The organism is Trichococcus pasteurii, assembly GCF_900112935.1.
In the GTDB taxonomy this organism is placed as follows: domain Bacteria; phylum Bacillota; class Bacilli; order Lactobacillales; family Aerococcaceae; genus Trichococcus; species Trichococcus pasteurii.
On record NZ_FONM01000031.1, the window covers coordinates 1 to 11,613 of the forward strand.

An 11,613-nucleotide genomic window follows, 5' to 3' on the forward strand; every position below is an offset into this window, starting at 1 on the left:
CCTTTTGGACGGTGAATGCCAAATTTCAAACAATTTGGCGGAACGAAGCATAAGACCATTCGTGGTCGGCCGTAAAGCATGGAACTTTTATGCCAGCCCTAAGGGCGCTGAATCAAGCAGCATTGCCTACAGCATCATTGAGACTGCCAAAGCAAATAATCTGAATGTATTCAAATACCTGACTTATTTGTTCAAGGAACTTCCGAACACACCGTTCAAAGAGGAATCTGATCTTCTTGAGGATTATTTGCCCTGGAGTCCAGAAATTCAAGCAAACTGCAAATAACCCTACTACGATATGATATCCATATTGTAGCAGGGTTATTCGTGTTGCAGTATATACCTGGTTATTTGGCGCTTACGTTCGTTTCCGTGCTGTCCGCATTCATCGGGATTGCGATTGCGCTCCTGGGCGCCTATGCCATCCACACTGCGGGCGATAAAATGAAAAAGTTCTACATCACGACATTGAATATGACCTCAAACTTCCAAGGCATCGTGTTGGCTTTTGCCTTCATTCTGTTGCTGGGGAATTCAGGGATCCTGACAACATTGGGGGAAAGATGGAACCTGGCTGGATTGAACAGCTACGATTTGTATACTACATCGGGGATACTCATCACCTTCATCTACTTCCAGATTCCATTGGCTACCTTATTACTCTATCCTTCATTTGATGGCATCAAGACAGAGTACAAGGAAGCGGCAAGCCTGATGAATGCAACGGCTTGGCAATTCTGGTCAAAAATTGGTCTCCCGTTGGTGCTGCCAAGCATTTTCGGAACCTTTTCCGTTCTCTTTTCAAATGCGCTTGCAGCCTATGCGACACCGTATGCCCTGCTCGGGAACAATTATGCCTTATTGCCGATCCGGATTTCATCCATGTTCACGGGTGATGTTGTCCAACAGGTGGAATTGGGAAGCGCCTTGTCGATTGTGATGCTCGTATTGATGAGCACGATGACAGTCTTAAGTAACAGCCTATTAAAGAAATTCAGAAAGGGTGTGTAAAAAATGAAGAAACGAAGTAATGCCTTTTCTTCATTCATCATCGTTATCCTTTCCGTGATTTTGCTGCTGCCTCTGTTTGTGACGCTGCTGAATTCTTTGTTCAGGGACTTGAGCAACATCATCCCAGAAGGGTTCACGTTTGAATTCTACAGCGGTATTTTTGCGGGTTCAGGCGGGATGGCAGGCGCGATAGGCAGGTCTTTACTGATTGCGATCATACCGACGCTTGTTCTGTTGATGCTCCTTTTGTTGGCGATGTATGTCGTGCAGATCCATTATCCGAAAGGCGATAAATATTTGGACCTGTTGTCAAAAATCCCCTACGGCATTCAAGGGGTCATACTTGCAGTCTCAATCATTTCGCTGTACGCATCTTCCAGCACCTTTTTGTCGAACCGCATTTTTTTATTGAGCTGTGCCTACGGAATCGTCATCTTGCCTTATATGTACCAAGGCATCAAAAATGCTTTGACCACGCTGGAAGTCATGCCGATTCTGGAGGCTGCGGAAACATTGGGCGCCAGTAAACTGTACGCCTATTTCCGAATCATCGTACCTAGTGTTCTAAAGGGATTGGTTGCTACAATCCTGCTCTCGATAGGCATTCTGTTCAGCGATTTCGTCTTGGTGAATATCATTGCGGGCAGCTATTATGAAACAACCAGTATTTTCCTTGATAAAACCAGAGGCGTTTCGGGACATGCGGCCAGCGCAATTTCCGTGGTCATCTTCTGCATCATGCTGATTTTGACGAACTTGGCGGGTTATCTGGGATCGAAAGAGACAAAAAGAGCAAAAACACAAAGGATTCACATTTTTCGTAAAGTACAGGGGAGAAACAATGGCATATATAGAATTCAGAAACATTCGAAAATCATATGACGGTGAAAATTTGGTTTTGAAAAATCTCAATCTGCAAATAAATGAAGGCGATTTGGTCACTTTGCTGGGGCCATCCGGTTGCGGGAAATCAACCTTACTGCGTTCGTTGGCGGGTTTTGAAAGTATTGATGGGGGAAGCATTCACATCAACGGCCAGGATGTGACGGATTTGCCGCCGGGAAAACGGAATATCGGGATGGTTTTTCAACAATACTCGTTGTTCCCCAACATGAATGTAGCGGAGAACATCGCATTTGGTTTGAAGATGCAGAAAATGAACCAGAGTGTGATCATGGAAAAAGTCGCCCGCATCATCGAACTCGTTGACCTATCGGGGAAAGAGAACCATTATCCGGCGCAATTGTCCGGCGGGCAAAAGCAACGGGTTGCCTTGGCACGCGCCATCGTGACCGAACCGAAAGTATTGTTGCTGGATGAGCCGTTGTCTGCTATTGATGCGTTGCTGCGGAAGAATCTCCAAAAGCAGATCCGCCGTATCCAGAAGGCACTGCATATCACAACAATCTTCGTCACGCATGATCAGGATGAAGCGATGCTGATGTCGGATGTGATCCATGTCATGGCTTCCGGAAAAATCGAGCAGTCGGGTACACCGACCGAAATTTACACGCATCCCGAAACGCATTTCGTGGCTTCGTTCATCGGCAACTACAATTTGTTGGACAGCTCGGATTTTGAAAAATTGACCCAGCGTAAAACGCAGGCAAGCCAAGTCGCTATCCGTCCGGAGGCCATCGAGTACTTCAAGGATCCACAGCCTCAGACGGAAGAACACCTGTATTTCAAAGGGAAAGTGGTCGATGAAACAATCAGCGGGAACATTTTGTCCTATGTGATCCAAACCGACCAAGGCGTTGCGCTGCGCGCGGATCATCTGTATCGTACCTTCAATCTGCTTGATAAAGGCGAACAGGTCTTTCTGAAAGTAGAGAAGCGCAATATTTTGGAGTTTTAAAAAGAGCCCCTCATCACCGCCAGAAAAAGGCAAGTGATGAGGGGCTTTTCTTGTGGGCGCTGCGTTTATAACATCGTAACCAACCACCCGATGAATCCACCCATGATGATCAGATAGGAGGAGTTCACCTTGAATTTGATGAGGCCGATGAAGCTGACTGCGAAGATGAGGACGCTGATCCAAGAAACGAAGGTGGCCATCCCCAATTGCCAGGAAACCGAAGCCATCAATGCCAACGAAGCGACCGTGATCCCATCCAAAATGCCGGCGAAGAGTTTGGATGAACGCAGTTTGTTGAACAAGGGGTGCAGCAACAAAATAAACAGGAAGGAAGGCAAAAAGATGCCGACCGTCGCCAATAGGGCACCCGGTACGCCTTGGATCAGGTAACCCACAAAAGTCGCCGTCGTGAAAACGGGACCAGGGGTGAACTGACCAATCGCGACCGCATCCAACAACTGGGTGCTGGTCAGCGCAACGTAGCGATCGATGAATTCAGCCTGCAGAAAAGCCAGCAGTACATAACCGCTCCCGTAAAGGACCGAGCCGATCTTCAAAAAGGTCAGGAACAACAGCGTCAGCGACATAGGTTCGACCGCCAGATGACGCGACCGCCATTTGGCTGACTGCTGAATCAGCAACATCATCAATCCGGTCAGGATGAGAATCGTGATTTCGCCGACGCCCATCAGAGACAGCAGATAGGCAGCCAAGAACAAAAGCAGCGATTTGGTGTCCTTGATGGTCGTCTGCCCCAGACGGAAAAGGGCCTGGATGATGACCGCCAGGATGACCGGTTTGATGCCTGTGAAGATCGTTTCGATGAGCGGCACTTCACCGTACTGTTTATAGAACATGGCAAGCAGCAGCACGATTGTCATGGCCGGAAAGATGAAGCAGATGCCTGCCAAGAAGAGCCCGATCTTTCCGCCGCGTTTGTAGCCCAGAGCGATAGCCAGCTCCGTCGAGTTCGGACCGGGAATCAGATTCGTGAATCCGAGCAGATCCATGAAGTCCGGTTTGGTGAGCCATTTGCGCTTCGTCACCAATTCGTCCTCCATCATGGCGATGTGCGCGGCCGGACCTCCGAAGGCAAACAGGCCCAACTTGGCAAAAACAAGGCAAATTTCCTTGTAGATATCTTTAGAATAAGTCACGGAATCCCTCCAATGTAAAAATTATAGTGGCCAGCAGTTTCAAATGGGCTCAGTATAAGCGATCCGGTCTTTGAACTGGGTCAATCCAGTTACGCCAAACTCGCGCAACAGGGCGATGGCATCGTTGAAATGGTAACGGTACTTTTTGATGCTGTGTGCATCCGAACCAAGACTGAAGCGGGTTCCGCCCATTTCCAGATAAAGACCGATCATATAGCGGTACAAGTCTGCATTTTTGTATTCATACATACTGCGGGTGTTCAATTCAAGCGCCATTTCTTTCGCCAATATTTCTTTGAGCAGTTCTTTTAGTTCAGGCTCGAATTCCCGCAGATCATCTGCTGTGACCGGCAGGCGACGGATTCCGTAATCAAAGTGCGCGAAGACATTTGCGCCATCGACTTGGCGGACAGCTTTCGTACAAAGTTCGAAATATTCCTTCATAACCGCTTTGGGATCCATCTCATCGATGATCGGCTGCAGGTAATCATAAAGCCCATTTTGGTGAACGCTCAAAAGGATGACATCGAAGGCTTTGCCTTCGAGATAGGACTCGATCTGTGTGTGGGATTCCGGGGTGTAACCGACTTCGATGCCCCGGCGGATGCGCCCATCATGGACCGCGTTCAAGGTGTCTATTTTTTCTGAATAGGCGGCATAATCCAAGACGGTATCCACACCGCCGTTATAGGCATCATGAAAATCCAGATGTTCCGTTGTGACGAGTATCCCATCGGTTTCCTCGAGATAATTTTCAAATGATTCCGCGGAATCGGGGGAAAAATGCGTGTGCATGTGTTGATCATAGTATCCCAAAATCATTCCTCCTTGTGCATAGATGTCATCAGTATAGCAGACGGCGATGGATATCCAGAAAAGATTGCGTTAAAAAAATGTAAACGACCGAAAGCAGAATATAGAAGATTATCAAAAAATTTGCACCCATGCTTGTGGAATTTTGCTATAATGATGAAGGTCGTGAAAAATAAGATAAATTTTTTGGATTGGTGGTTTTTTATTTGGCAGCACGATATGTCATGGGAGTGGATGTCGGTACCACAAGCACAAAAGCCGTACTGTACGAAACGGACGGCTCTGCTTATGAATCAGCGTACGCGCATTATCCATTAATTAAAGAAAATCCCGAAATGGCGGAACAAGACTTGGATGAGATCTTTTCTGCCGTATTAAAGACGATTAAAGCAGTGATAGAGAAAGCGGAACTGGGCCCGACAGATATTGCCGGCATCGGTTTTTCGAGCGCTATGCACAGTTTGATCCTTATGGACGCGGAAGGAGTGCCGCTGACGAGGAGTATCACGTGGGCGGATAATCGTTCGAAAAAATACGCCAGCATGCTGAAGCATTCCGAAGTGGGCCAACGTTTTTATGAAAAAACTGGCACACCGTTGCACCCGATGTCCCCATTGAACAAAATTCTTTGGTTGAAGGCGGAAAAGCCCGAAGTGTTCCAAGCAGCACGCTGGTTCATCGGCATTAAAGAATACATTCTTTGGCGCCTCTTCGGTGAATTCATTGTGGACTATTCTGTTGCATCAGCTACCGGTTTGTTCAACATCAGGGAATTCCGCTGGGATGAGGAGATTCTGGAATTCTGCGGCATCACGAGTCAAATGCTGCCGTTGCCGGTAAGCCCTGGTCACCAACTGAGCGGACTCTCGGAGGAAGTGGCTGATTTGTTGGGGCTGGATGCGGACACGCCCTTTATTGTTGGGGGGAATGACGGTTGCTTGGCCAACCTGGGCATGGGAGCGATTCGCGCCGGTACTGCAACAATCACAATCGGTACGAGTGGTGCGGTTCGGATGACGAGCGAAAAACCTTATGTGAGCCCGGAAGGACGTACGTTCAGTTACATCCTGGATGAAAACCATTATGTGAACGGCGGAGCCGTCAACAATGGTGGGAACATCTTTGACTGGGCCATCAAACAATTTTTGCCGGCGAATATTGCCGATGAGGATCTCTATGATAAAGCGATGGAGATGATCGCAAACGTCGCACCGGGTGCGGATGGCTTGGTTTTTCATCCTTATCTGAACGGCGAACGGGCGCCTTTATGGAATGCGGATGTCAGAGGGAATTTCAGCGGCATCAACATGTTGCATACGAAAGAGCATTTTTTGCGTTCCGTTTTGGAGGGTATCTGTCTGAATCTGAAGGATGTGCTTGCGGCGGTCATCCCGATGAACGGGGAACCGACAAAAGTCATGGCCAGCGGGGGCTTTTCGCGCTCGCAAGTCTGGCGCCAAATCTTGACGGATGTCATCGGTATGCCGATCGAATTCCCGGAAACTTTCGAAAGTTCCTGTACGGGTGCCGCTTTGATCACGCTGAAGAGCTTGGGCCTGGTGGAATCGGTGGATGACGCAGAGGAAATGATGGGCGCTTCAATCGAACATCAACCGAACGAAGACAGCAAGTCTGTCTATGCAGCGATGTTCCCGCGTTACCAAGAAATGAGCAAGCTATTGCAGCAATTCTATACAGAAAAATGAAATTGAAGCAAAGGAAAAGGCATAGACACTGAGAAGAAATTCAGTGGCTATGCCTTTTTTGTCTACTCATCAGTTATTGGTTGCTCCAGTGCGCTTTCGATCAGCTTTATCATTTTTTTTGGTGCGGTGATCGGGGCAAAACGTTTGAGGATTTCGCCGTCGCGGCCAATCAGGAATTTTGTGAAATTCCACTTGATGGCGCCGCCTCCAGTCTGTTCGACCAAATATTTGTAGAGCGGATCAGCATTTTCTCCGTTCACTTCAATCTTATCGAAAATCGGGAAAGTGACACCGTAATTGAGTCGGCAGAATTCAGCTGCTTCTGCGCCGTTCAAGGGTTCTTGGTTATTGAACTGGTTCGATGGAAAGCCCAGAACGATGAAATCCTTGCCTTTGTATTTTTCGTAAAGCTCCTCCAGTTCATCCAATTGACCCACCAAACCGCACTTCGAAGCTGTATTGACGATGCAGATAACTTTTCCTTTGTACTGTTCCAATGATACAGATGACTGATCTGTTTTAGTTACTGAATATTCATAAATGGACATATTGAAGGACTCCTTTGGTTATGCTACTCATGTGTGTTGAAACATAGTATAAACAACAATGAAAAGGATTGCAAAAGAAAAGGTCTACGAAAAATCGAAGGAGATATGACAGTTTCATGAGAAATGATGAAATTGTAACAGTAATTTCCATAAATGACTGTTTTTTTTTTCTCGTTTGCTGTATGATAGTTGAGTATTATAAATCGAATCTGGAGGGATTTTTTTTGGACATGTTTGAAGGCTTAAGCCAAAAAATCGTAGGAAAAAAAATAAAAATCGTTTTCCCGGAAGGCTTAGAACCAAGAATCTTAGGGGCAGTCGTACGTCTTAAAGCGGAAGACTTAGTGGAACCAATCGTTATCGGAAATGTGGATGCAGTCAAAGAAGCTGCAAAAGGCCGCGGATTCAGACTTAATGGCATCAAAATCATCGATCCAACTGATTATGCTGAAATCGATGAAATGGTTGCATCTTTTGTCGCTCGCCGTAACGGTAAAGTCACTGAAGAACAAGCTAGAAAATTGTTGTTGGATGAGAATTATTTCGGAACAATGCTGGTACACATGGGCTTAGCCGATGGTCTGGTGAGCGGCGCTGTTCACTCGACAGGTGATACTGTCCGTCCTGCACTTCAAATCATCAAAACAAAACCAGGCGTAAGCCGCACAAGTGGTGCCTTCATCATGATCCGTGGTACTGAGAGATTCCTTTTCGCTGACTGTGCAATCAACATCAATCCTGGTGCTCAGGAATTGGCTGAAATCGCTGTTGAAAGTGCTAAGACAGCTGAAATGTTCGAAATCCAACCAAATGTTGCTTTGATGAGCTTCTCAACAAAGGGTTCAGCAGCATCACCGGAAGTCGACAAAGTTGTGGAAGCTACAAGAATCGCAAAAGAATTGGCTCCTCAATACAACATCGACGGCGAATTGCAATTCGATGCTGCTTTTTCTGAAGTGGTCGCTAAACAAAAAGCTCCTGGCTCAACAGTTGCCGGCAAAGCTAAAGTATTCATTTTCCCTGAAATCCAGTCAGGAAACATCGGCTACAAGATTGCACAACGTTTCGGCGGGTTCGAAGCGGTTGGCCCAATCCTGCAAGGCTTGAACAAACCGATTTCCGATTTGTCACGCGGATGTAACGAAGAGGATGTCTACAAGACAGCCATCATCACAGCAAACCAAACTTTGCTTGATTAATGAAAAAAATGGAAAGCATGGACCAAATCCGGCTTTCCATTTTTTTTGTACTCCTAGCTGCACCATCCGCAGAAAAAAGGTGCATTCCGGAGTGAATATTTCTATAATAAGGAATGGAATAAAATATATTGGTGAAGATGGAGGAAGATTCAGGATGTTCACCTTAACAGCAAAGAATGAAGAAGAAACGATGTGGATAGCTGCGCAATTGGCGCAGCTTTTGGAACCGAAAGATGTCATACTCCTGGAGGGAAATCTAGGTGCCGGAAAAACGACCTTTACAAAAGGTTTGGCGAAGGGCCTGGGCATCGACACGGTCATAAAGAGCCCCACCTATACTTTGATCAGAGAGTACACAAAAGGCAGGTTACCGTTGTACCATATGGATGTCTATCGTTTGGAGGATGTCGGGGGCGATGATTTGGGTTTTGAAGAATATCTTTATGGGAATGGCGTTTCCGTGATTGAGTGGGCTAAGTTCATCGAAGAGGAATTGCCGGATGCGTATTTGACGATCCGATTGGTTCCTGCCGGGGAATTTTTTGAAAACCGGGAAATCACTTTTCTCCCGACCGGCGAACGCTATGATGCTTTGGTCGAAACGTTGCAGGGAATACTCACGAAAGAAGGACAATAGTATGCGCAAAAGAGAGAAAGTCGAAATCATGATCCGGGAAGCCATCCCGGCCGATGCAAAAGATATCATCGCCTTCAGCAAAAAAACCGGCGCCGAAACGCCTTATTTGGCATATGGGGCTGAAGGTTTGGAATTGTCCGAAGCCTTCGAGGAATTGTATCTGGAAGATTTGATGGAGAAAGACAACAACGTGATGCTGATTGCGACGATAAACAACAAGCAATTGATCGGCTTGGCGTCCGTCGGGGCAACGGACAAGCCCAAGCTTAGGCATGTAGGTGAAGTCGGCATCACTGTCGAGAAGGATTATTGGGGATTCGGAATAGGTTCGGTTCTGATGGAGGAAATCGAGACTTGGGCAATCGAGAGCGGCGTGATCCGCCGTTTGGAGCTGACGGTCCATGGCGGAAACGAACGGGCCATCCATCTTTATGAAAAAATGGGTTACCAGCAAGAAGCGGTGATGCCGCGTGCCATGCTGATCGATGGGGAATTTATCGATGGCGTAATGATGAGTCTGATGATCGACTAATATGCAGGTACAGAATGGCGGTTTAGGCAAAAAATAATTTGAAATTTTTTGCCTAAACCGCCATTTCCCACTTGACGTGTTAGCGCTTACATGTTATTATAACTATACAAAGAGAGACATACTAAGTAAGACAAAGAAACAAAAAAGAGTATGCCACTCTTTCAGGGAAATCCTTCAAAAAGATTTTCCGGTTAACAGCTTTTCAGTTAAGCTGTTAATGCAAAGTCTTAGATGGTTCGGAATTTGTGGCCTAGATGCATTTCTAAGCCATGAAAACTTGAACCATTCTAAGATTAATAAACAGTAGATTTCATTCAAGCAGCTGGAAGCGTAAGCTTATATGACTTGCCTGAAAGACAAGCATAACCAGTATTGAAAAGTTCGTAGATCATTAAGATTGAACAATCAATGAAGCGAGGATGAGGCTACTGATTTAGGAGGAAGTGTTCCGATTGTTGGAGCACTTCCTTTTTTTGGTTCTTGTTAGGTACGTAATTTTATCAGGTGTAAAAATTTGTATATATGAAGAAATAAATTATTGGACACAAAATGCTTGCATCCGCAGAATCTTTAAGCTATCCTTTAAAACGTAATCGTTACGATTTAGTGACGGAAAATCATTATCCGATTCCGGATAGTCCATAAAGAGAAGGCGGAGGGAAAAAGGTGAAACAAAAAAAGAGTATGAAGTGGGCGTTGTCGCTATTGGGGACAACTGCACTATTGGCCGGTTGCGGAGCAGTCGGGAACACAACAGAAAGTACGGAGTCGGACAAGCTGCAGGTCGTCACGACATTTTATCCGATGTACGATTTTACGAAGCAGGTCGCGCAGGACGATGCCGACGTAAGTCTGCTTTTGGAAGCCGGAATGGAAGTGCATTCCTTTGAGCCATCAAGCCAGATGATCGCCGAAATCGAGGATGCGGATGTTTTCATTTACAATAGCCCGGAGATGGAGACGTGGGTGCCGGATGTGCTGGCTTCCATCGATACTTCGGATATGGTGGTCATTCGTGCAAGCGAAGCGATCACGCTATTGGAGTATGAAGGCGACGCCCACGAGCATGATCACGAGTCCGAGGAGGAAGATGCGGAGACGGGGCATACCCATACTGTCGATCCGCACGTATGGTTGGACCCTGTGCTGGCGCAGACAGAGGTTACGACGATTGCGGAAGGACTGGCCGAAGCGGATGCGGACCATGCTGAGGATTACCTGGAAAATGCCGAAATTTATAACGGGAAACTGAATGAGTTGGATGAAGCCTACCGCGCTGCCTTTGACGGAGCGGAAAACCGCACTTTCGTGACACAGCACGCTGCCTTCGCCTATCTGGCGGCCCGCTATGATCTTGTTCAAATGTCCGTAACGGGGCTGAATGCCGAAAGCGAGCCGAGCGCGGCTGCTTTGGCGACACTTTCCGATTACGTGAAGGCCAACAATATTTCGCACATTTATTTTGAGAACAATGCCTCTTCACAGACGGCGGAGACGCTTGCCGAAGAGGTCGGAGTGGAATTGGCGGTATTAAGTCCCATTGAAGGGATCACCGAAGAGGATCAGGAAAGTGGTTCGGATTATATTTCGGCCATGCTGGAAAATCTTGAGGCATTGAAGAAAAGCATCAACTGATCCAGAAGTGTTATTGTTCCCCCTTGTGGCGTTTGCGTGCTATGATTTGGTTGAGAAAAGACAGCAGAAAAAGCTTACATCGAAACCGGTAAACAGTCGATTCAAAAGCCGCTTTCAGTCGAACAACATGCGCTTGTGTCAGTCAATGGGAAGGTATTGTCGGAGGTAGTGCCAAAAATTCTATGGAAACTGCCCAAAATAACGAGGTGATGTGAAAAACCAAGCCCTGCTATTCAAAGTTAGGTGAAACAAACGCTCTTGACAACCGAGCCAATGGTTTCTTCCTTTGCCGTCAAGGGCGACGGTATACAAAAGGAGCAGCACAAAGTAGCCCTTGGCTTAGAAAATTCTAAACCATTGGCTTTTCGGATTGTAAAGAGTACGCTCCGCCGTTTGTTTAGTTTATTGGTTCTCTCTTTTTTAGAGGGCTCCGGTGCCAAAAGTTAAGGGGTTTGGTCCATCAGCCAATCTTGAGATAAAGAGATTAATTTTGTCCATTTAGCTGGCATGTTGGGAA

General features: G+C 46.6%; 12 protein-coding genes. 9 read left to right on the forward strand and 3 right to left on the reverse strand.

Annotated features, from left to right (window positions below):
* The 4 genes from BM184_RS14690 to BM184_RS14705 form a co-directional block, all read left to right on the forward strand.
* Positions 1-286 (forward strand): IS66 family transposase (locus BM184_RS14690; RefSeq protein WP_143091154.1); only part of this gene is annotated, 286 nt, incomplete at its 5' end.
* 41 nt (positions 287-327) lie between these two features.
* The gene (locus BM184_RS14695; protein WP_177208695.1) at positions 328-1,011 is read left to right on the forward strand and encodes an ABC transporter permease; all 684 of its coding nucleotides are present in this window, start codon (positions 328-330) and stop codon (positions 1,009-1,011) included.
* 3 nt (positions 1,012-1,014) lie between these two features.
* A complete protein-coding gene (locus tag BM184_RS14700) occupies positions 1,015-1,893 on the forward strand; it encodes an ABC transporter permease (protein WP_086943991.1) in 879 nt (292 codons plus the stop codon).
* Positions 1,853-2,869, forward strand: a complete 1,017-nt coding sequence (locus BM184_RS14705; protein WP_086943990.1) for an ABC transporter ATP-binding protein — start codon at positions 1,853-1,855, stop codon at positions 2,867-2,869. Before BM184_RS14700 ends, BM184_RS14705 begins: the two co-directional genes overlap by 41 nt.
* Before the next feature lie 65 nt (positions 2,870-2,934).
* Here BM184_RS14705 and BM184_RS14710 read toward each other — a convergent pair whose 3' ends face one another.
* Positions 2,935-4,026: a chromate transporter gene (locus tag BM184_RS14710; RefSeq protein ID WP_245830792.1), complete on the reverse strand. Its 1,092-nt coding sequence runs from the start codon at positions 4,024-4,026 to the stop codon at positions 2,935-2,937.
* 39 nt (positions 4,027-4,065) lie between these two features.
* Positions 4,066-4,842: a PHP domain-containing protein gene (locus tag BM184_RS14715; protein WP_086943989.1), complete on the reverse strand. Its 777-nt coding sequence runs from the start codon at positions 4,840-4,842 to the stop codon at positions 4,066-4,068.
* A 203-nt stretch (positions 4,843-5,045) separates the two neighbouring features.
* Between BM184_RS14715 and BM184_RS14720 the strand changes: the two genes are divergently transcribed.
* Positions 5,046-6,545, forward strand: a complete 1,500-nt coding sequence (locus BM184_RS14720; RefSeq protein WP_086943988.1) for a gluconokinase — start codon at positions 5,046-5,048, stop codon at positions 6,543-6,545.
* A gap of 62 nt (positions 6,546-6,607) precedes the next feature.
* On the opposite strand, the gene BM184_RS14725 is transcribed toward BM184_RS14720, so the two are convergent.
* Positions 6,608-7,093 carry a glutathione peroxidase gene (locus BM184_RS14725; RefSeq protein WP_086943987.1) on the reverse strand — a complete coding sequence of 162 codons (486 nt, stop codon included), beginning with the start codon at positions 7,091-7,093 and terminating at the stop codon, positions 6,608-6,610.
* Between the two features lie 224 nt (positions 7,094-7,317).
* Here BM184_RS14725 and pta point away from each other — a divergent pair, with 224 nt between their 5' ends.
* The 4 genes from pta (at position 7,318) to BM184_RS14745 (ending at position 11,096) form a co-directional block, all read left to right on the forward strand.
* The gene (gene pta / locus BM184_RS14730) at positions 7,318-8,292 is read left to right on the forward strand and encodes a phosphate acetyltransferase (RefSeq protein ID WP_086943986.1); all 975 of its coding nucleotides are present in this window, start codon (positions 7,318-7,320) and stop codon (positions 8,290-8,292) included.
* 154 nt (positions 8,293-8,446) lie between these two features.
* A complete protein-coding gene (gene tsaE / locus BM184_RS14735) occupies positions 8,447-8,929 on the forward strand; it encodes a tRNA (adenosine(37)-N6)-threonylcarbamoyltransferase complex ATPase subunit type 1 TsaE (protein ID WP_086943985.1) in 483 nt (160 codons plus the stop codon).
* Position 8,930: 1 nt separating this feature from the next.
* Positions 8,931-9,461, forward strand: a complete 531-nt coding sequence (locus tag BM184_RS14740; RefSeq protein WP_086943984.1) for a GNAT family N-acetyltransferase — start codon at positions 8,931-8,933, stop codon at positions 9,459-9,461.
* Positions 9,462-10,145: 684 nt separating this feature from the next.
* Positions 10,146-11,096: a metal ABC transporter substrate-binding protein gene (locus BM184_RS14745; protein ID WP_086943993.1), complete on the forward strand. Its 951-nt coding sequence runs from the start codon at positions 10,146-10,148 to the stop codon at positions 11,094-11,096.
* Positions 11,097-11,613 lie beyond the last annotated feature (517 nt).

Bases quoted from the DNA above. Each gene is read 5' to 3' on its own strand.
- BM184_RS14700 (WP_086943991.1), top strand. From the start codon at position 1,015: ATGAAGAAACGAAGTAATGCCTTTTCTTCATTCATCATCGTTATCCTT.
- BM184_RS14705 (WP_086943990.1), top strand. From the start codon at position 1,853: ATGGCATATATAGAATTCAGAAACATTCGAAAATCATATGACGGTGAA.
- BM184_RS14725 (WP_086943987.1), bottom strand. From the start codon at position 7,093: ATGTCCATTTATGAATATTCAGTAACTAAAACAGATCAGTCATCTGTA.
- tsaE (WP_086943985.1), top strand. From the start codon at position 8,447: ATGTTCACCTTAACAGCAAAGAATGAAGAAGAAACGATGTGGATAGCT.
- BM184_RS14740 (WP_086943984.1), top strand. From the start codon at position 8,931: ATGCGCAAAAGAGAGAAAGTCGAAATCATGATCCGGGAAGCCATCCCG.
- BM184_RS14745 (WP_086943993.1), top strand. From the start codon at position 10,146: ATGAAGTGGGCGTTGTCGCTATTGGGGACAACTGCACTATTGGCCGGT.